Source organism: Neorhizobium turbinariae, from assembly GCF_023223505.1.
In the GTDB taxonomy this organism is placed as follows: Bacteria; Pseudomonadota; Alphaproteobacteria; order Rhizobiales; family Rhizobiaceae; genus Neorhizobium; species Neorhizobium turbinariae.
Genome location: NZ_JALPRY010000018.1, coordinates 66,358 through 86,173 on the forward strand (window position 1 = coordinate 66,358; position 19,816 = coordinate 86,173).

Genomic DNA, 19,816 nt, shown 5'->3' on the forward strand with positions numbered 1-19,816 from the left:
CTCGCGGCAAGATTTTGCGACCCGCGCTCCTGCAGCTATAGACTGGGCGCCAGAAACACGGTGGACAAATGGCAGATAGAATCGACAATGATGAGGATGGGGTCTGGCTTCACTGCAGCAACAGCGCGATTCGTCGCGCGGGGCGGCAGCTTGGCCAGCTTTACGACGACGCGATGGGCGACAGCGGGCTCAAGGGCACGCAGTTTTCCCTGCTGTCACAGATAAGGCTCTTGGGCGCGCCAAGCCTGAAGACGCTGGCCAATGCGATGGTGATGGATCTTTCGGCGCTGGGACATACGCTGAAGCCGCTGTTGCGGGATGGCCTGGTGGAACTCGTGCCCGACGAGCAGGACCGGCGGGTGAAGCGGGTGCGTCTCACGCCCCTCGGACGAGCGAAGCAAAAGGAGGTGGCGGCGCGCTGGAAAAAGGCTCAGCGCCGGTTCGATGAGGTCTTTGGCGAAGACCGGTCGGTCGAGTTGCGTCGGACGCTTGCCCTCATCTCATCGCCCGAATTTGCCAAGGCCTTCGCCACCACTGGCGGCGACCCATCCTAAAGCCGGATGACGTAATCCTTGCGAGTCGTTTCAACGACTTCCCAGGTTCCGCTAAAGCCAGGCCTGAGGATCAGGCTCTCCCCTGCTCGCAGGTGGATAACCTCGCCCTTGTCGTCGGTGACGATGGAATAACCGGAGATGATGCGGAAATATTCCCACTCCTCGTAGACGATCCGCCACTTGCCGGGTGTCGATTCCCACACCCCGGCGTAGAGCCCACCCTCGGCCTCTTCGACATTCCAGGTGCGAAACCTGGGGTCGCCGGACAGAAGCCGGTCGGGGGCCGGAGCCCCCTCTTCAGGTTCGACAGAGGTGAGATCGAAGGTGATCCAGCTTCCCGTCACTGGATGGCCGCCAGCGCCTGATCAAGGTCAGCGATGATGTCACCCGAATCCTCGATGCCGATCGACAGGCGCACGACATCCGGTCCGGCGCCTGCAGCAATCTGCTGCTCTTCCGTCAACTGGCGATGGGTGGTCGATGCCGGATGGATCACGAGCGAGCGCGTGTCGCCGATATTGGCGAGGTGCGAGAAGAGTTGCAGGCTTTCGACAAAGGTCTTGCCCGCCTCGTAGCCACCCTTGACGCCAAAGGTGAAGACGGCGCCGGCGCCCTTCGGTGAATAGCGCTGCTGCAGGCCGTGGTTCGCGTCATCGTCCAGACCGGCATAATTGACCCAGGCAACCTTCGGATGGGTCTTCAGCCATTTTGCGACCGCTAGCGCATTGTCGCAATGCTTCTGCATGCGAAGCGGCAGGGTTTCGATGCCTGTCAGGATCATGAAGGCGTTGAAGGGCGAAATCGCCGGGCCAAGATCGCGAAGCCCCAGCACCCGAGCGCCGATCGCAAACGCAATGTTGCCGAAGGTCTTGTGCAGTTCCACCCCGGCATATTCCGGGCGCGGCTCAGACAGCATCGGGTAGTTGCCCGACGCCGACCAGTCGAAGGTGCCGCCATCCACCAAGATGCCGCCCATCGAATTGCCGTGGCCGCCGAGGAACTTCGTCAGCGAATGGATGACGATGTCGGCGCCATGCTCCAGCGGACGCACGAGGTAAGGGCTTGCCATGGTGTTGTCGACGATCAGCGGCACGCCGCGACGGCGAGCGACCTCGGCAATTGCTGCAATATCCACGAAGGTGCCGCCGGGATTGGCGAGGCTTTCGATGAAGATCGCCTTGGTGCGGTCGTCGAATTGCGCGTCGAAGGTCGCCGGATCAGCGGGGTCGGCCCAGCGCACCTCCCACCCAAAGTTCTTGAAGGCGTGCCCGAACTGGTTGATCGAGCCGCCATAAAGCTTGCGCGCCGCGACGAAATTGTCACCCGGCTGCATCAGCGTGTGGAAGGCGAGCATCTGGGCCGCATGCCCGGATGCGACCGCAAGGGCCGCCGTTCCGCCCTCCAATGCGGCGACGCGCTCCTCGAGCGCGGCCTGCGTCGGGTTCATGATGCGGGTGTAGATGTTGCCGAACTGCTGCAGGCCAAAGAGCGCCGCGGCGTGGTCCGCATCATTGAATACGAAGGACGTGGTCTGGTAGATCGGGGTCGCCCTGGCACCCGTCGTCGGATCTGGCGCCGCGCCGGCATGTACGGCCAGTGTTGAAAAGCCCGGATTGTTGGTCGCCATATCTCTCTCCCTTAAAGCGCCATGTCATGATGACGCGCAACAGAGCAAGCGGAGCGATCCCGATCAAGGCATATTCTTCCGCGGAACCTCATCCGTTTGGAAATGCGTGACAATTCTGGAGCGCTGTGTGGCGCCCCGCCTGGCGATCAGCCGATCAGCCGGGGGTATTCGATGGCCGGGCAGCGGTCCATGACCATCTTGATCCCGGCCGCTTCCGCCTTTGCCGCAGCGGCATCATCGCGAACGCTGAGTTGCCCCCAGATCACCTTAGGCTTCTTTTCAAGCGCGATGGCCTCGTCGACCACGCCATCGAGATATTCGGCAGCCCGGAACACATCAACCATGTCGACCGGCTGCGGCACGTCCGCGAGCTTGGCATACACCGTCTGGCCGAGGATCTGCTTGCCCGCCTGCCCGGGGTTGACCGGAAAAACCTCGTAGCCCTTGGAAAGGAGGAAGCCCATGACGCCGTTGCTCGGGCGGTCCGGGTTTGGCGAGGCGCCGAGAAGCGCGATCGTCTTCACCGACTTCAGGATGTCGGCGATATAGGCATTGTCATAGTGATCGTGGTTCATCTCGGGCTCCAGTTCTCTACGATGGCTCGCCCTTATGTAGGTTGAGACGGTGCGGCTTTCCATTCCGCGCATGTCGCGTGTAGTCTCCGCTTCCAGTCATTTGCCGGAACAGTCATTTCATGCCCGCACCAATTTTATCGATCGAACAGTTGCACGAGTTTCTCGACCGAGAGTTTCCGCAGATCCATGTCAATGGCCGCGTGCTGGCGGTGACTGAGGTGTCCGATGGTCGGCTGGTGATGCGGCTTGATCCGAGCGACCGACATCTACGGCCAGGCAATACCGTATCCGGCCCCTCGATGGTGATGCTTGCCGATGTCGCAGCTTATGCGATCATTCTTGCACACATCGGTCCGGTTGCGCTCGCAGTCACGACGAACCTCAACATCAACTTCCTGCGCAAGCCCACGCTCGCGCCGATCTTCTGTGAATGCCGTCTGCTGAAGCTCGGCAACCGGCTTGCGGTGGTGGATGCCCTGCTCACCCAGGAAGGCGCCGAACCCGTCGCTCAAGCGACCGCGACCTACTCGATTCCACCGCGTTAACGTGTGGCATTATAATACCACATCGCTAACCACTTGTTTTCATTGATGTTAAAAATCTCCGCTCCAGATCCCTCACCTTGACCGCGACAGCCTGCATGCGTATAAGCCACCCATGAATGCGACCCCTTCCGGGGCCGTTTTCTTTTTGCCGCTTGATCGGCAAAACAAGCAACAAGAAACGCCCCGGCGACCGGTTCGGAAGCCACGGGTCCAAAGAAAGAGAAAACCATGTCAACCTTCGTTCAGAAGCCCGCAGAGGTGGAGAAGAAGTGGGTGATCATCGACGCCGAAGGCCTCGTTGTCGGTCGCCTCGCCACCATCGTTGCCAACCGCCTGCGCGGCAAGCACAAGGCTACGTACACCCCTCACGTTGACGACGGCGACAACGTCATCGTCATCAATGCGGAAAAGGTTGCCTTCACCGGCAAGAAGTATTCCGACAAGAAGTATTACTGGCACACCGGTTATCCGGGCGGCATCAAGGAGCGCACTGCGCGCCAGATCATCGAAGGTCGCTTCCCGGAGCGCGTCGTTGAAAAGGCTGTCGAGCGCATGATCCCCCGCGGCCCGCTCGGACGTCGCCAGATGAAGAACCTGCGTGTCTACGCTGGCTCGAACCATCCCCATGAAGCTCAGCAGCCGGTCGTTCTCGACGTGGCATCGCTGAACAAGAAGAACGTAAGGAGCGCCTGATCATGGCCGATCTCTCCTCTTTGAAGGACCTCGCGCCGGCTGCTGAAGCCGCTGCTCCGGTTCATGTCCGCAAGGTCGACACGCTTGGCCGTTCCTACGCAACCGGCAAGCGCAAGAACGCCATTGCCCGCGTCTGGATCAAGGCTGGCACCGGCAAGATCACGATCAACGGTCGTGACTTCTCGGCATACTTTGCCCGTCCGGTTCTGCAGATGATCCTGCAGCAGCCGATCGTCGCGGCTGCCCGCACGGGTCAGTTCGACATCGTTGCAACGGTTGCCGGCGGTGGTCTTTCCGGCCAGGCTGGTGCAGTTCGCCACGGCCTGTCCAAGGCCCTCACCTACTTCGAGCCGGGCCTGCGTCCGGTCCTCAAGAAGGGTGGCTTCCTGACCCGCGACAGCCGCGTCGTTGAGCGTAAGAAGTACGGTAAGGCCAAGGCCCGCCGCTCCTTCCAGTTCTCCAAGCGTTAATCGCTTCGAGTTATTTCGGAATGTTCAAAGGCGGGGCTTCGGCTCCGCCTTTTCTGTTTGTGCGCTTGCCTTTATCAACAACGACATCCGCAACTGCCGTTGGAAGACGCGACCATGGCTGCCAGGACCATCGACCATGCCTTTACGGCGACGAGCCTGCGCTCCGCCGCAACCGACCCAACCTTTGCCGGCGCGCTTTCCTTCATGCGCCGTCGCTTCACCAAGGACCTGGCCGGTGTCGATGCCGCAGTCTGGGGCATTCCCTTCGATGCCGCGACCTCCAACCGCCCCGGGGCCCGCTTCGGGCCGCAGGCGATCCGTCGCGCCTCGGCCATCTTCGATAACGATCCGCAGTATCCGTTCAACCGGGATCTGTTCGCGCAGATGTCGGTCATCGACTATGGCGATTGCCTGCTCGACTACGGCAACCATGCGGAGACCCCTGCGGCAATCGAACGGCAGGCGACAACGATCCTCGACAGCGGCGCCTTTCTGCTGACGCTCGGCGGCGATCATTATGTAACCTGGCCGCTGCTGCAGGCGCATGCGGAAAAGCACGGGCCGCTGGCGCTCGTCCAGTTCGATGCACACCAGGATACGTGGCTCGATCACGAAGGGCGTATCGACCACGGCTCCTTCGTCGCCCGCGCGGCCCGTTCCGGCATCATCGATCCCGCTCACTCCATCCAGGTCGGCATCCGCACCCATGCGCCGGAGGACTGCGGCCTGCGACTGATCTATGGTCACGAGGTGGAGGAGATGACCGCATCCGAGATCGCGGCCGCGATCCTGGAGCGCACCGCAGGACGCCCCGCCTACCTCACCTTCGACATCGACTGCCTCGATCCGGCCTATGCGCCCGGTACCGGCACGCCCGTCGCAGGCGGGCCGTCGAGCACCAAGATCCTCTCGATTCTCAGCAAGCTTGGCGCCCTCGACATCCGCGGCGCCGATGTCGTCGAGGTCGCGCCAGCCTATGACCACGCCGATATCACCGCCATTGCCGGGGCAACCGTTGCAATGTATATGCTCGGGCTGCGCGCAGAGCGACTGGCAAAAGGCTGAAGACGTGATTCAACTGTTTCCCAGTTTGATTCAGAATTCCAATCCAAGTGGTTGAAACGACAGGAACAAGGTTATGGCAGCAAAGATCTTCATCGATGGCGAACACGGCACCACGGGCCTGCAGATCCGCACCCGCATGGCCGGCCGCCGAGATGTTGAACTGCTGTCGATCCCGGAAGCCGAGCGTCGCAATGCGGCGATGCGCGAGGACCTGCTGAACAGCGCAGACATCGCAATCCTCTGCCTGCCGGACGATGCATCGCGCGAAGCCGTGTCGATGCTTGCCGGAAACAACAAGGTGCGGGTGATCGACACCTCGACCGCCTTCCGCGTCGACCCGAACTGGGCCTATGGTTTTGCCGAGCTCGACAAGGCGCAGGCCGAGAAGATCAAGTCGGCACGCCACGTTGCCAATCCGGGTTGCTACCCTACGGGCGCGATCGCACTCATCCGCCCGTTGCGTGCCGCCGGCATCCTGCCAGATGGTTACCCGGTCAGCGTCAACGCGGTCTCCGGTTACACCGGCGGCGGCAAGCAGTTGATCGGCCAGATGGAAGACAAGGGCCGGGAGGACGCGATCAGCGCCAACAACTTCCTTTATGGCCTGCCGCTCAAGCACAAGCATGTGCCGGAGATGAAGGTTCATGGTCTCCTCGACCGGGCCCCGCTCTTCTCGCCATCCGTCGGGCGCTTTGCACAGGGCATGATCGTGCAGGTCCCGCTGTTCCTGGAAGACCTCAAGGAAGGCACGACGATCGAGGGGATCCACAAGGCGCTGGTCGAGCATTATGCCGGCCAGGACATCGTCACGGTGGTGCCGCTTGAGGAAAGCAGCAAGCTGCCGCGCGTGGATGCCGAGGAACTGGTGAACCAGGACACGATGAAACTCTTCGTGTTTGGCACGCCGGGCGGCGCGCATGTCAATCTCGTGGCCCTGCTCGACAACCTCGGCAAGGGTGCGTCTGGTGCGGCCGTGCAGAACATGGACCTGATGCTTTCGGCCTAATGACCGAAAGCACTGTCTCTCCAAACGCCCTCGGCCAGCCTAGGCGGCCTGGCCTCTCGTTGCGAGAACCTGCCGCAGGCCGAGGTTCAGCACCAGCTTGTTTCCAGGACCATGCACCGCCGCGAACAGCAAGCCGGCCAGGAATGTGAAGTGGTCCACGAAGAAGCCGAACTCCGCCTGGTTCCCCTCCCAATGGCTGGGGCCGTGGAATGCGAAGGCCAGAAAGATCACATAGACACCCGCGAGCAGCGCCGCTTCTGAGAAGAAGGCGCCGGTGAGGAAGGCGAGCGCCAGGCCGATTTCGAAGATCGCCGCGCACCAGGCGAGAAACAGCGGAAACGGGAAACCGGCGCCGGCGATGTAGCTCGCCGTCATCGGCGTATCGATGAACTTGAATGTCGTCGCCATGACAAACAGGCCGCCGAAGATCAGCCTCGCCACCAGGATTGCCACTGTGCCTGCCATTGTCCTCTCTCCTCTTGTTCGGCCGCGCCCATGCGGCGATACCCCAAGGACGGGCGGCAGAACCGTTTGCCGACATGGGGGAGCGAGAAATTGTGAAAGTTTGGCGCCAACGAAAAAGGCAGGCGGTAAAGGATCCGCCTGCCCCGTTGATGTCAGCCGTTGCGGAGGATGTCAGCTGCGCTCGACGATCGCCGTCTGCAGCGGATACTCGCCGATGAAACCACGCCAATGCGCCACGGCAAAACCAAGCACGACCAGCGCCATGCCCTGGTGGGTGAGCGCCATGTGAAGCGGCACCTGCATGACCAGCGTCGAGATGCCGATGATCGCCTGCACGCAGACGAGAAGGAACAGCACGACGGAACGACGTGCATGCGTGGTGCCCGGCGCCTTGGCGAGCGACACGATCATGTGGAGGAGCGTTGCGGCCCAGAGGAGATAGGCACCACAGCGGTGGACGAACTGCACCGTCTTCGGGTTTTCGAACAGGTTGATCCACCACGGCTGCTGGATGAACAGGTCGCCCGGGATGATCGCACCATCCATCAGCGGCCATGTCGTGTAGCTGAGGCCCGCATCAAGACCGGCCACAAGCGCACCGAGATAGATCTGGAACAACACCAGGAAGGCAATGCCGGCTGCGGCCCAATGCGAATTCGACGTCGGCGCCGGATCCTTGGAATGCGGTGCAAGGCCGCGCATGATCCAGACCGACGCTGCAAAGATAAGGCAGGCAATCGTGAGATGAACGGCGAGCCTGTATTGCGACACGCTGACCAGCTTGCTCAGGCCCGACGACACCATCCACCAACCGACGAATCCCTGGAAACCGCCAAGCGCCAGCAGGCCGACCAGGGGCCAACGGATGCGCCGCTCGATGCGGCCGGTAAACCAGAAGAAGGCAAGCGGCAGCGCAAAGATCAGCCCGATCGACCGTGCCAGGAAACGATGTGCCCATTCCCACCAGAAGATCGACTTGAACTCATCGACCGTCATGTCCTTGTTGACTTCCTGGTATTGGGGGATGCGCTGATAGAGCTGGAACTCCTCTTCCCATTCAGCCGCATTGAGCGGCGGAATGACGCCGTGGATCGGCTTCCACTCTGTGATCGAGAGGCCGGAGTCGGTCAACCTCGTCGCACCGCCAACGAGTACAAGGCAGAACAGGGTGAAGATCACCACGCCCAGCCAGATGCGCACCGCCTTGCGGTCACGCTCCTGGCGTTTCGTCTGTTTCAGGACATCGATAATCACAGCATCCGTTGCGGACATGTCTCGGGCTCCGCCAATGTTCATGGGCGGCACTGGACGTGACGCTCCTGCGGTTCGTTAGGATTGTGCGTTGATTTGCGCCATCGACCCGTGCAAAACAAGCCCTCGTGGTTTGCGGCATGGGGTCGCGGCCCGGATTCGCATGAGCAGGAGAAGCCGTTTGGTACCGCGTCTGAGGAGCTTCATCGGCACCATTCTGATCATTTTCCTCGTCATCATCTATGCGCTGGTTGCCACCACGGTCGCAACCCTGATGCTGGCCACCTCGCCATGGTGGATCCATTTCCTCTACTTCCTGATCAGCGGCCTCCTGTGGATCCTGCCGGCGATGCTGATCATCAAGTGGATGGCGGGCCCAAAGCTCAAGAAGTAGCTGCTAAGCCGCAGTTAACCAGTCCCGGCACTAATCCCCCTTTCGCGTGGCGTATAAACCGTTTGTTCGGCTCCGTTTGCCAATCGTGTGACCCCACACGCATTGGAACCGGGAAGAGCGATGCAGACAGCCCGTCTTGTCTTCGAGCACGATAGATCAGTTTCGGCCGCGGCAGCCGAGGTTTCGCCAGAGGTGCGGTTTGCACAACTGACGTTGGAGGTCGTGCCCGATCCCCGGGCCATCGAGGCCGACTGGCGGCGGCTGGAAGCGCTTGGGCGCAACTCGCTGCACCAAGGCTTTGACTGGTGCACGAGCTGGATGGAGGCGCGCGCAAGCGAGGCGGCCATCATCCGCGGCCATGTCGCGGGCAAGACCGCGCTCATCCTGCCGCTCGAAATCGTCCCTGAGCATGGCTGCCGAATTGCGCGTTTCCCCGGCGAGAGGTTCAACAACGTCAACACAGGCCTCTTTGATGCCGATCTGGCGGAGCCCGACGCGGAAGAGCTGCACAACTTTGCCTACCAGCTGAAACGCGCGCTTCAGGATCGCGCCGATCTGATCGTGCTGGACAGCGTGCCGCTCAAATGGCGCGGCGTCCGGCATCCGCTGGCCGGGCTTGCGACCATCGAGAACCAGAACCATTCGTTCCAACTTCCGCTTTTCGCCAATTTCGAAGCGACGATTGGCCAGCTCAACGCCAAGACGCGACGGAAGAAATTCCGCTCATCGACGCGCCGGCTTGAAGCAATCGGCGGCTTCGACCACGTGATTGCAAGCGAACACAGGCAGAAAGACGAACTGCTCGACCTGTTCTTCCAGCAGAAGAGCGAGAGGTTGAGGCTCGCGGGCTTGCCGGACGTTTTCCAGCCGTCCGAGATACGCCGCTTCTTCCACTCGGTGGTGGATGCGGGCGATCCGTCCGCCGATGCGCCGCTGATCCTGCATGCGCTGCGGCTGAAGGGCGAACACGATGGGCATGTCGCGGCAATCGCCGGCGTGTCGCGCAAGGGCGACTATGTCATCTGCCAGTTCAGTTCGATCGACGATACGGTTGGCGCTGACGCAAGCCCGGGAGAACTTCTGTTCTGGCTGGTTATCGAACATTGCTGCCATACGGGTGCGAGTACCTTCGACTTCGGCATGGGCGACCAGCCCTACAAGCGGAATTGGTGCCGCCAGGAGACGGTCCACCACGACATCCTGCTACCGCTCACATGGAAGGGTTCGCTGTTGCGCCCAGTGCTCGTAGGCGTCACGAAGGCCAAGGCGATCGTCAAGCGCAACCCGCGGCTTTACGCGATGGCGCAGCGCTGGCGTTCGCGCCGCCATTCCGCGGCCTCCGAGGCCACCGCCTCCGACGACTGATCCCTACGCGGCCCTGCGACCGCTGCGGGGATGGTGGCGGTCGGTCGCTTCGGACATGACGAGCAGGTTCGGGTAGCCCGCCTCCTCAAAACCGAGGACGAGGGCTGCTACGTCCTCATCCTTAAAGCCCGGAACCGACAGTACGATCTCGGCGCCTTCCTTGCGCGTGAGACGCGAAAGACCGTCCGCTTCTGCCGGACCACACTCGATGACGACGAGGTCATAGGCGTCGGCCAACGCGTCGATGATCATCGTCAGCCGGTCGGCGCCGCGCATGGCGCGCGCGGGATCGGACACACCCTGCGGGATGATGTGGGCGCTGGAAAGCCGGTCCGGATGGATGGCGTCACCAAAGGCGGTTTCGCCGCAAAGCAGATCGGTGATGCCCGGCAGCTTGCGGCTTTCGGCCATCAGCCGGGTCGGGCAGGCAGAGCCCGTCATGTCGATCAGCACGACCGAACGGCCCTGCTGGGCGATCTCGCGCGCCAGCACGACGGTTGCGGTCGAACCGGCGTCACCGCTCGGTGATACGGCAATCGCCACGGGTACGGCGTAACGCTGCAGGTAGTGCGCGACGGCGTCGATGGTAAAGCTCGGATCCTCGGATGCGGTCTCGTCTCCCATGACCGATACCGGTGCAGCGGGCTCGGGCTGCGCGACGGCCTCTGCCGGAGCGACCGCCGGTGCAGCGGGAGCAACGGCTGGCGCTGCGGCCACCACCGGCTCCGGTCGCACTCGTTCTGGCTGCGAGACTGCGACGGGCACCGGAGCGGCAACAACGGGCGCGGCGTCTGCCGGCGCCACCTCGTCCCGACGCGGGTTCAACGGGCGCAGCGCACGACCGGAGAAAAGCTCGGTGATCACGACAAGCAGGCAGCCTAGAATGAACGTAACCAGCGATACAACGACAACGATCGGGATGATCTTCGGGAAATAGGGTTCGGACGGTTCGACCGCGCGCGAAACGACACGCGCATCGGCGGGTGTGGAATTGCTTTCGAGCCGCGAGGTCGCCTGGCGGTAGCGGGCAAGGTAGGTTTCCAGAAGCTGGCGCTGGGCTGCTGCTTCCCGCTCCAGGGCGCGCAAGCCGACCTCTTCTTCGCCGGCCCGGGCGGAATCCGCCTTGAGCCCGTTCAACTGGCTCATCAGTTGCCTCTCGCGTATCCGCGAAAGCTCCGCTTCGTTGTCGAGGCTGGTGAGGATCTTGCGCGTTTCGCTGTCGATCTGTTGGCGAATACCAGCAAGCTGGGCGCGCAGCCCCTTGAGGCGCGGGTGCCCTTCGAGCAGCGAGGTTGCGCTGTCGGAGATCTGCGCCTGAAGATTGGCCTCGGCCTCCTTCAGCCGCTGGATCACCTGCGAGCCGACCACGTCGCTCAGCGTATCGACCGAGCGGCCGGCCCTCAGCGCCGCACGCACGTTTTCGGCGCGCGCTTCGGCATTGGCGCGCTCCGCCCTCACACGCGTGAGCTCGGCGGAAATGTTGTTGAGCTGCTGGGTCGGCAGGCTGCTGGTTTCGGTCGTCTGGAACAGGCCGTTGGCGGAGCGGTAGTCGGCAACCTTCTTTTCGGCCTCCCTCACCCGCTCCGTCAGGTTGGCGATTTCGGGCTCCAGCCACTTGGCGGTTTCGGAATGGGTGTCCTGCTTGGCGCCGCTCTGGAACTCCAGGTAGACTTCCGCCATCTTGTTCGGGATATACGATGCGAGCTTCGGATCATGCGAGGAGAACTCAATCGCGATGACGCGGGAGTTCTCCACCGCATAGACATGCAGCTTCTCGCGGAATTCCTCGATCACCCGATCTTCGGCATTGAGCTTCATCGGGTCCTGTTTCAGCCCGATCATCACCAGCGGGTTCGGGATCAGCGCCTTACCGGCGGGATCGAACTCTTCCAGCTTTGCCAGACCGAGGTCACGCACCACCCGCTTGATCAGGTCGCTAGACTGGAGGAGTTGGGCCTGGCTGGTGACGTTGAGCGAGTCGAGAAGCGGATCATTGGCCTGGGCGGCGGCTTCGGCTCCGGACAAGTTCGGCGAGCGGGATTCGATCAGCACCCGTGTTTCGCCCATGTAGCTCGGTTTTACCAGGCTGGCGCCAACCAGGGCCACCGCAGCAGCGACAACCGTGACACCGAGGATCCTGACCTTGCGATCCCAGACAGCGGCAATGATGCGGCTGAGATCGATATCCACGTCCTGATCGCCACCGTTTACGCCCGACATAACACGCTCCAACTCTCGGTTGGGCGCGATGGTAAAGGATCATGGTAACTTGCGGGTTAATGGCGCAGTGGCCCTCTTCGAAGCCACCGAACGGCAAAATCCGCGGCTGCCTTTACCGGGCGTTAACCCTAACAGATTGATAACAGCAGCCAGATGAACCCCGCTGGAGCCTGGAACGCAATGTCGTTCGCCCCTATCAAACGTGTGATTGCCAGATCCGCGCTCGTGCTCGGCACGGCCGCGACGGTCCTGGGCGGCTGCACAGGCTATGCGCCGGCGCCCAAGGGCTTCGACCAGGCTGCAATCCAGCCTTACCGCCTGGACAGCGGCGACCGCCTGCGCATCAGCGTCTTCGAGCAGCCCAGCCTCACGAACAGTTATACCGTGGATCAGGCCGGCTACATCGCGTTTCCGCTGATCGGCCAGGTGGCGGCGCGTGGCCAGACCCTGCCCGCCATGGAAGCTGCGATTGCCGCACGCCTGAAGCAGGGATATCTGCGCGACCCGGACGTGACGATCGAGGTCGACCGCTATCGCCCCGTCTTCGTCATGGGTGAAGTCGGCCGCCCGGGCCAGTATTCCTATGTTCCCGGCATGACGGCGCAGAACGCGATCGCGATTGCAGGCGGCTTCACCTCGCGTGGCAACCAGCGCGATGTCGACGTAACACGCAAGATCAACGGTGAGGTTATCACCGGGCGGGCCAACATCTCCGCCCCGGTTCTCGCAGGTGACACGATCTACGTTCGCGAACGGCTCTTCTGAATAGAGCCATGACCCAACAAGCTCCATTGCGGATTCTGCACTGCTTTCGATCGCCGGTGGGCGGCATCTTCCGGCATGTGCGCGATCTCGTGGAGGAGCACCGAGCAGCGGGCCACGACGTCGGCATCCTTTGCGATAGCCTGACGGGTGGCGCGCATGAAGAGCGCCTGTTCGACAGCATCCGGCCGATGCTTTCACTCGGCCTGTCCCGAGTTCCCATGCGCCGGGCGGTCACGCCGACCGACGCCGTGGCCATCTACAGGAGCTACAAACACATCAAGAGCTTGCAGCCGAACATCTTGCACGGTCATGGCGCCAAGGGTGGCGCATTGGCCCGGATGATCGGCTCAGCCCTGCGGGTGAACAGGTATTGCGTAGCCCGCCTCTATTCGCCGCATGGCGGCACCCTCCACTTCGAACGTGGCAGCCTGTCCGGCCAGGTCGTGTTCCGGATGGAGAAGTTCCAGGAGCGCCTCGGCGACGCAGTCGTTTTCGTCTGCGACTACGAGCGACGCACCTATGAAGCCAAAATCGGCGCGCCCCGCACGCTCTCGCGGGTCATCTACAACGGCATCAAGGATGCTGAATTCACGTCGGTCGGGACGACAGAGAACGCGCGCGATTTCCTTTATATCGGCATGATGCGGGACCTAAAAGGACCGAATGTCTTCATCGACGCCTTCACCCGTACCGAAGCTCTTTCCGGGCGCCGGCTCTCCGCCCTGATGGTCGGCGACGGGCCCGACCGCGACCGCTATCAGGCGACTATCGAGGCCCACGGCCTCTCCGACCGGATCGAGATGCGACCGGCCATGCCGGCAAGGGAAGCCTTTGCGCTCGCGAAAACCATCGTGGTCCCGTCCCGCGCCGAAGCCATGCCATACATCGTGCTGGAAGCGCTTGCGGCTGGCAAACCGGTCATTGCCTCCCGTGTCGGGGGCATTCCCGAAGTGCTGGGAGAACAAAGCGCCGCACTTGCCACACCTTGCGATGCGGAAGATCTTGCGCGGATCATGACAGCATCGATGGCGACGCCGGACTGGCAAGATACCGTGATGCCAAACCCGGAAACTTTGAAGAAAGCATTCTCGGCCTCCGTGATGGCCAGTGAAATGCTTGACCTGTACCAAAATGTACTTGCCTCAGCGGCAACGGGCGCGCCTCGCTAAAGGCTTCTTTCACCTCTTTTTGCTAGTGCCTGTCTATTGCTCCGGGGCTTGATCATCTCGGCAGCCGAGGGGGACAGGGCAGATGAGCCAGCCAAACACGTCCGAACAGCTCAACATGGACGACCTGCGCAGGAAGGTCTCCGAACTGCGGGCGAGCGAAGAGCGGCACGAGGCAACGGGCACGACGGAGCTCAACCCCTTTGCGCGGCAGATCGCCGAACAGTTCCGCGACCAGACAACCTCGCCTGCCATGCTCATCGGCCAGTTTCGACTGGCGGAGTTCATCTCGCTCCTCTTCATCGGCCTTCTGGTATCGATGCTGGTTGCGCCGACCGGTTGGGCGGCGCTCTTGAACCGCGTCGCATTGATCGGGCCGGGTGCTGCGCTCACGGTTCTGCTGCTGCAGCTTGTCGATACCTACCAGATCCCTTCGCTGCGCGCGGCGGGGAGCACAACGAAGCGCGTCCAGACGGCGTGGATCCTGTCTTTTGTCCCGACCGCCGTCGCCATGCATTTGCTCGACACCCCCCTCACCTTTGGCGGTTATGCGGCATGGTTTGCGTCAGGTGCCGTCTTCCTGCTGCTCGAGCGCCAGTTCATCGCCTATGCGATCCGCAACTGGGCCCGCAACGGCGTGATGGAGCGGCGCGCCGTGATTGTCGGTGGCGGCGAACCGGCAAAGCAACTGGTTCGCCAGCTTGAAGCACAGCCGGACAACGACATCCGCATCTGCGGCATCTTTGATGACCGCGGAAGCGAGCGCTCCCCCACTGTCGTCGCCGGCTACCCCAAGCTCGGCACCTTCGGCGAGTTGGTGGAGTTTGCACGCCTCGCCCGCATCGACATGCTGATCATCGCGCTGCCAGCAACGGCCGAACAGCGCATCCTGCAATTGCTGCGCAAGCTCTGGGTCCTGCCTGTCGACATCCGGCTCGCCGCACATGCAAACCGCCTGCGCTTTCGCCCGCGCTCCTATTCGCATGTCGGCGCCGTGCCGATGTTCGACATTTTCGACAAGCCGATCCGCGACTGGGATTCGGTTGCCAAACGGCTGTTCGACATCGTCTTTTCGCTCGGCGCCATCGCGGTCCTGTGGCCGATCATGCTCGCCGCCGCCATTGCCGTGAAGATGACGTCGAAGGGCCCGATCATCTTTCGCCAGAAGCGGCATGGCTTCAACAACGAGATCATCGAGGTGCTGAAGTTCCGCTCGATGTACACGGAGATGAGCGACCAGACGGCGGTGAAGGCCGTGACGAAGGGCGACCCACGCGTGACGCCGGTGGGGCGTTTCCTGCGCAAATCCTCGATCGATGAACTACCCCAGCTCTTCAACGTGCTTCGCGGTGAACTGTCGCTGGTCGGCCCGCGCCCGCATGCGGTGAGCGCGCAGACCGGCGAGCGCAAATATGTCGACGTGGTCGAAAGTTATTTCGCCCGCCACCGGGTAAAGCCCGGCGTCACCGGCTGGGCGCAGATCAACGGGTTGCGCGGCGAGCTCGACAGCGATGAGAAGATCCGCGCCCGCACGGCCTACGACCTCGATTATATCGAGAACTGGTCGCTGCTGTTTGACCTGAAGATCTTCTTCCTGACGCCGATCCGGCTCCTCAACACGGACAACGCGTATTGAGTGCCGTCGTCCAAAGTCCTGATCATTTCGATGCGCGGCTGGCAGCCATGCGGATTGCCGGCACGGCGCTGATTGCGTTTGGCGTCTTCCTGTCCGGCTTCGTCATCTCAGAACCGGCGCCCTATGAACTGGTGATGGCGATCCAGATCGCCATCTGGTTCATCCTCGGGCTGAAGATCTCGCGCACCACGGCCGCCCTGCTGGTTCTGCTGATGATCTTCAACCTCGCGGGTCTCCTGACGATGTTCGTGATGAAGGATATCAGCGGCGCGCCCCTCTATTTCGCCGTGTCGATCTTCCTGGCGCTGAGCGCGGTCTTCTACTGCGCCGTCATCGAGGCCGACCACCGCCGCCTCAACCTCTTGTTCAAGGCATGGGTTGCGGCCGCCATCATCACCTCGCTGCTTGGCATCGCGGGTTATTTCAATGCCTTTCCCGGCGCCCATGTCTTCACCCGCTACAACCGGGCGATGGGCGCCTTCGAGGATCCGAATGTCTTCGGGCCATACCTTGTGGCCCCGCTGCTTTATCTCCTCTACCGGATGCTGACCGGGCCGCTCATCAAGACGCCGCTTCTCATCCTCGGCCTGCTCGTGCTGACGCTCGGCATCTTCCTGTCCTTCTCGCGCGCGGCCTGGGGCCTGCTGGTCTTCAGCGGCGTGGCGCTCGTGGTCGTCATGCTGCTCAAGCAGCGCACCACGGCGTTCCGGTTCAAGATCCTGGCGATCGCCGGCGGCGCGGTCCTGGTGCTGGCGCTGGCGCTCATCGTTGCGCTGCAATTTCCCCAGGTCTCCGAACTCTTCTCCAACCGCGCCAAGCTGGTGCAGGAATATGACGGCGCCCGCCTTGGCCGCTTCGAGCGCCACAAGATCGGCTTCCTGATGGCGATGGAGCGTCCGTTGGGCCTCGGACCAATGGCCTTCGGCAAGATCTTTGGCGAAGACGAACATAATATCTGGCTGAAGACGCTCACCACCTATGGCTGGCTCGGGGCGATCACCTACCAGATCATGCTGTGGACAACGATCGGCTTCGGCTTCCGCTACATGCTGCGCGAACGCCCGTGGCAGCCATACCTGATGATCGCCTGGGTGATGATCCTCGGGCACGCCATCATCGGCAACGTCATCGATACCGATCACTGGCGGCATTATTACCTGCTGCTCGGCATCGTCTGGGGCTGTGCCGCACTTGAACACCGGCTGCAGCGCCGCGGTGGACCGGAGGCGAACGCGCTTGCGTCTTGACTTGGCCGCCAAGCGCACCAGATCAGTTCCATGCTGACTGCTTCCCAAATCCGTGCGGCTCGCGCCATGACAGGAATGACCGTCGACGACCTTGCCGCGGCCTCCGGCCTGCCGCGTGACGTCATCGAGGATGCCGAGGCGGCACAGGCCACTCCGCCGACCGACGTTGCCGAGCGCCTTCGGGTGATCTTCGAATCGAAGGATGTCGTGTTTCTCGCAGCTGGCGAGGACGACGCGAATGTTGGCCCGGGCGTGCGGTTGCGCCAACACTTGGCGAACGAAGGCATCCGCCCGCAGAACCTCAGTGCTGCCAACGACGGCTGACGTCGACCCCAAACAGTCACGTAACTCGACGGCTGCCTGCCGCGTTCGAAAAAAAATCGCCTTGCGCGCATTTTTTCCAGGAACAACTTCTTCTTCAAATCGTTGGCGTTCGAATAATCAGAAGAAGGGGCTGGGCATGACGACGCATCTGAAGCTTGAAGAGCTCAACAATCAGGGTTTGAAGAAGGTTTGGAGCGTTGCGGAGTTTGCAAAACACTATCGCCTCCACCGCGAGGAAGAAGCACGGCTTCTCAAGCTGCTCGGACCCTTTGCCTCCCAGCAGGAACTGCTGATGAACGCGACGCGGGCACCGCGATTCCGCTAATCTCATCTGGCCTCGCCCAAGTAGTGGTCCGCCAGATCTCTGATACATTATTGCTTCTTCTGCAGCTTCATCTTTATCCGGAACAATTGCCGTGGCGATCCAGTTTGGCGTGCGTGAACAAGTTCGCGCAGCATTGGCCGCAGCCACTGTGCAGAAGGAGGATAACAATGAACAAGATGCTTTCTACTGTGGTGCTGTCCAGCGTACTTTCGCTCGGCGCCATTGCTGCAGTTTCGACGCCGGCATCCGCCCAGGATGTCGAGCTACGCCTTGGCCCGGATGGCATCCGCCCGGTCATTCGTGACAGGGATCGCGACCGCGACCGCAATCGTGAATATGGCCGCCGCGACAGGGGCTGCTCGCCCGGTGAAGCACGTGCCGCCGCCCGCGACGAAGGTTTCCGCCGTCCCGAAGTCGTCCGCGTTACCGATCGCAGCATCACGGTCCGCGGCTGGACCTCGAATGGTCCCGACCGCATCACCTTCGCCAACCGCCGTGGTTGCCCGGAAATCTGATCCACCGCCGCCTGAACTCGAAAGCCCCGCCCTCGCGGGGCTTTTTGTTTTGCGTCGTCGGGAAATCGACCTTCGCAAACATTGGTGTTATCGTGGCTTGGTGGGGGTGCCGATGGTTTTTCCGAGGCAGCGCAGGGATGTCGACATGCCGCTTCTCGCGGTGCTTCTCGGCTGCCTGCTGCTCGCCGCCTTCAAGGTCGAGGCTGATACGACACTGACCGGCGAACTGGTGGTGGAAGCCATCTCGCATCCGTGGCTCGTTGCACTGCGCCCCATGATGTTTCCGATCGTCCTGGCGATCGTCGCGCTTGCTGCTGCATGTTCCCTGTTCGGCGCAGAGCTGCGGCTCAGCCTCCATCCGGTTTCGCTGCTGGTCTGCGCCCTGCCCTTCTATGCTGCCTTCCGCAGTTCGTTCGAGGATGCGGAGCTGGCTTTGAAGAGCCTGCAGGCCTTCCTGCTGTTTGCTTTCCTGACTGTTTTCATCGCCTTCCGGCGAGCGAACGTGAGGGATGACGTCGTGGCGGACACGGTCGCGGCCGCTTTCAGCCTGCTTGCCTTTATCCTCGTTTGCCTCAACCTGATGTTCTATCTGGGTGGCTACGGTTACCTTGGCCAGAACGCACGCTTCTTCGGCGCGACGGTTCATCCGAACTTTCTCGGCGTGCAGATGGCGGTCTGCGGCATCATTCTCTTGCATCTGGCGCTGACGGCCCGGCCCATGCTGAAGCCGATGGCCACTGCGGCTCTGGCAGCCGCGGCGTTCCTGTTGGTGCAGACCGGCTCGCGCACCGCGCTCGTTGTCCTCGCTGGTGGCTTTTACCTCTGCGCCTGGCGCGTCATCGGCTTCAAGGCGCGCCTTGTATCCGGCGCGCTGCTCTTGGCCGTGGTCAGCCTTGTTCTTGTTTCGGACCTTGCTCAGGACAACTGGCTGGAGGTCTATTCCCGCGGCGGCTTCACCGACACCCGGTCGGCGGCCTGGCAGGATCTAGTCCATCGCATCACCAAACGTCCGGTGCTTGGGCTCGGTGTTTTCGAAGGCGCGTCGGAGAACTCGCTGATGCGCGGCTGGGCGGCTTACGGCCTGCCCTACTTCCTCATCATGTCGGCCATGATCCTCGCAGGTCTCGCCAGACTCTACCGGGCAAGCAGAAGCGCCCAGGCATCATCTGCCAGCCAGTTGGTGGCGGGGCTGTTCTTCGGCCTCATCCTCGGCAGCATGTTCGAAGGTTATCTCTGCGACAACATGAGCGTCGGCATCGTGACGCTGGTCATCGTCTCCTCCGTCATCGGAGCACCGTCTGCACCGGCAACCGAGGATAATCCTGCCGCTTTGGAAGATCTAGCGGCGGGCGCCTGAGCCGTCGCTGGCGCATGAGAACCGCGGGCCGAGATCATCGTCGCTCGTTTTTCGCTTGCATCAAAACAAGGGAACGACTAGGGAGACCGTGCTCCCCAAGCTTGGCCATGCGCCGGGCAAACGAGCGGTGACGGAATGTAGCGCAGCCAGGTAGCGCACTTGACTGGGGGTCAAGGGGTCGTGGGTTCGAATCCCGCCATTCCGACCATTTCTATTTGAGCTTACTTGCGTAAGCTGAGGTTGAAGCCAGC

Annotated in this window: 22 protein-coding genes and 1 tRNA gene; 17 read left to right on the plus strand and 6 right to left on the minus strand. The window is 62.1% G+C overall.

Translation table 11 applies throughout. From position 1 onward, the window contains the following. The first annotated feature begins 68 nt into the window (after positions 1-68). Positions 69-554, plus strand: coding sequence for a MarR family winged helix-turn-helix transcriptional regulator (locus M0654_RS16235; RefSeq protein WP_248684007.1), 486 nt, complete (start codon positions 69-71; stop codon positions 552-554). Here M0654_RS16235 and M0654_RS16240 read toward each other — a convergent pair. The 3 genes from M0654_RS16240 to M0654_RS16250 all read right to left on the minus strand — a co-directional run bounded on the left by M0654_RS16240 (position 551) and on the right by M0654_RS16250 (position 2,756). Further along, positions 551-898, minus strand: coding sequence for a cupin domain-containing protein (locus tag M0654_RS16240; protein WP_248684008.1), 348 nt, complete (start codon positions 896-898; stop codon positions 551-553). The genes M0654_RS16235 and M0654_RS16240 overlap by 4 nt on opposite strands. Then, complete coding sequence (locus M0654_RS16245) at positions 895-2,181, minus strand: O-acetylhomoserine aminocarboxypropyltransferase (RefSeq protein ID WP_248684009.1); 1,287 nt, start codon at positions 2,179-2,181, stop codon at positions 895-897. The genes M0654_RS16240 and M0654_RS16245 overlap by 4 nt, the downstream gene beginning before the upstream one ends. Before the next feature lie 146 nt (positions 2,182-2,327). Further along, positions 2,328-2,756 carry a CoA-binding protein gene (locus M0654_RS16250; RefSeq protein WP_248684010.1) on the minus strand — a complete coding sequence of 143 codons (429 nt, stop codon included), beginning with the start codon at positions 2,754-2,756 and terminating at the stop codon, positions 2,328-2,330. A gap of 119 nt (positions 2,757-2,875) precedes the next feature. Between M0654_RS16250 and M0654_RS16255 the strand changes: the two genes are divergently transcribed. From M0654_RS16255 to argC, 5 genes are all read left to right on the plus strand, one after another. Beyond that, positions 2,876-3,301: a PaaI family thioesterase gene (locus M0654_RS16255; protein WP_248684011.1), complete on the plus strand. Its 426-nt coding sequence runs from the start codon at positions 2,876-2,878 to the stop codon at positions 3,299-3,301. Between the two features lie 228 nt (positions 3,302-3,529). Further along, positions 3,530-3,994 (plus strand): 50S ribosomal protein L13, encoded by a 465-nt coding sequence (rplM, locus tag M0654_RS16260; protein ID WP_118849237.1) that lies wholly within the window; start codon positions 3,530-3,532, stop codon positions 3,992-3,994. Between the two features lie 2 nt (positions 3,995-3,996). Further along, a complete protein-coding gene (rpsI, locus tag M0654_RS16265; RefSeq protein ID WP_248684012.1) occupies positions 3,997-4,464 on the plus strand; it encodes a 30S ribosomal protein S9 in 468 nt (155 codons plus the stop codon). A gap of 114 nt (positions 4,465-4,578) precedes the next feature. After that, positions 4,579-5,529 (plus strand): agmatinase, encoded by a 951-nt coding sequence (speB, locus tag M0654_RS16270; protein WP_248684013.1) that lies wholly within the window; start codon positions 4,579-4,581, stop codon positions 5,527-5,529. 73 nt (positions 5,530-5,602) lie between these two features. Then, complete coding sequence (gene argC / locus M0654_RS16275; protein ID WP_248684014.1) at positions 5,603-6,535, plus strand: N-acetyl-gamma-glutamyl-phosphate reductase; 933 nt, start codon at positions 5,603-5,605, stop codon at positions 6,533-6,535. A 39-nt stretch (positions 6,536-6,574) separates the two neighbouring features. Here argC and M0654_RS16280 read toward each other — a convergent pair whose 3' ends face one another. Both M0654_RS16280 and M0654_RS16285 read right to left on the minus strand, forming a co-directional pair. Next, positions 6,575-7,000, minus strand: a complete 426-nt coding sequence (locus tag M0654_RS16280; RefSeq protein ID WP_248684015.1) for a DoxX family protein — start codon at positions 6,998-7,000, stop codon at positions 6,575-6,577. Positions 7,001-7,171: 171 nt separating this feature from the next. Beyond that, on the minus strand, positions 7,172-8,272 hold the full coding sequence (locus tag M0654_RS16285; RefSeq protein ID WP_248684016.1) for a COX15/CtaA family protein: 1,101 nt from the start codon (positions 8,270-8,272) through the stop codon (positions 7,172-7,174). Between the two features lie 142 nt (positions 8,273-8,414). Here M0654_RS16285 and M0654_RS16290 point away from each other — a divergent pair, with 142 nt between their 5' ends. Both M0654_RS16290 and M0654_RS16295 read left to right on the plus strand, forming a co-directional pair. Further along, entirely contained in the window at positions 8,415-8,645 is a 231-nt protein-coding gene (locus M0654_RS16290) for a DUF2842 domain-containing protein (protein WP_390920534.1), read from the plus strand. 120 nt (positions 8,646-8,765) lie between these two features. Then, positions 8,766-10,010 (plus strand): GNAT family N-acetyltransferase, encoded by a 1,245-nt coding sequence (locus tag M0654_RS16295; RefSeq protein WP_248684017.1) that lies wholly within the window; start codon positions 8,766-8,768, stop codon positions 10,008-10,010. A 3-nt stretch (positions 10,011-10,013) separates the two neighbouring features. On the opposite strand, the gene M0654_RS16300 is transcribed toward M0654_RS16295, so the two are convergent. Further along, a complete protein-coding gene (locus M0654_RS16300) occupies positions 10,014-12,230 on the minus strand; it encodes a GumC family protein (protein ID WP_248684018.1) in 2,217 nt (738 codons plus the stop codon). A 180-nt stretch (positions 12,231-12,410) separates the two neighbouring features. On the opposite strand from M0654_RS16300, the gene M0654_RS16305 reads away from it, so the two are divergent. From M0654_RS16305 to M0654_RS16345, 9 genes are all read left to right on the plus strand, one after another. Continuing rightward, positions 12,411-12,995 (plus strand): polysaccharide biosynthesis/export family protein, encoded by a 585-nt coding sequence (locus M0654_RS16305; RefSeq protein ID WP_248684019.1) that lies wholly within the window; start codon positions 12,411-12,413, stop codon positions 12,993-12,995. 8 nt (positions 12,996-13,003) lie between these two features. Beyond that, on the plus strand, positions 13,004-14,164 hold the full coding sequence (locus tag M0654_RS16310; RefSeq protein ID WP_248684020.1) for a glycosyltransferase family 4 protein: 1,161 nt from the start codon (positions 13,004-13,006) through the stop codon (positions 14,162-14,164). Positions 14,165-14,246: 82 nt separating this feature from the next. After that, positions 14,247-15,797 (plus strand): undecaprenyl-phosphate glucose phosphotransferase, encoded by a 1,551-nt coding sequence (locus M0654_RS16315; protein WP_248684021.1) that lies wholly within the window; start codon positions 14,247-14,249, stop codon positions 15,795-15,797. A gap of 47 nt (positions 15,798-15,844) precedes the next feature. After that, on the plus strand, positions 15,845-17,044 hold the full coding sequence (locus M0654_RS16320; protein WP_248684133.1) for an O-antigen ligase family protein: 1,200 nt from the start codon (positions 15,845-15,847) through the stop codon (positions 17,042-17,044). A 66-nt stretch (positions 17,045-17,110) separates the two neighbouring features. Continuing rightward, positions 17,111-17,368 carry a DNA-binding protein gene (locus tag M0654_RS16325; RefSeq protein ID WP_248684022.1) on the plus strand — a complete coding sequence of 86 codons (258 nt, stop codon included), beginning with the start codon at positions 17,111-17,113 and terminating at the stop codon, positions 17,366-17,368. After that, a complete protein-coding gene (locus M0654_RS22950) occupies positions 17,349-17,693 on the plus strand; it encodes a hypothetical protein (RefSeq protein WP_390920539.1) in 345 nt (114 codons plus the stop codon). Before M0654_RS16325 ends, M0654_RS22950 begins: the two co-directional genes overlap by 20 nt. Positions 17,694-17,860: 167 nt before the next feature. Further along, the gene (locus M0654_RS16335) at positions 17,861-18,208 is read left to right on the plus strand and encodes a hypothetical protein (protein ID WP_118849222.1); all 348 of its coding nucleotides are present in this window, start codon (positions 17,861-17,863) and stop codon (positions 18,206-18,208) included. Between the two features lie 145 nt (positions 18,209-18,353). After that, positions 18,354-19,565, plus strand: coding sequence for an O-antigen ligase family protein (locus M0654_RS16340; protein WP_248684023.1), 1,212 nt, complete (start codon positions 18,354-18,356; stop codon positions 19,563-19,565). 131 nt (positions 19,566-19,696) lie between these two features. Beyond that, positions 19,697-19,773: transfer RNA gene (locus M0654_RS16345), tRNA-Pro, on the plus strand. The last annotated feature ends 43 nt before the right edge of the window (positions 19,774-19,816 follow it).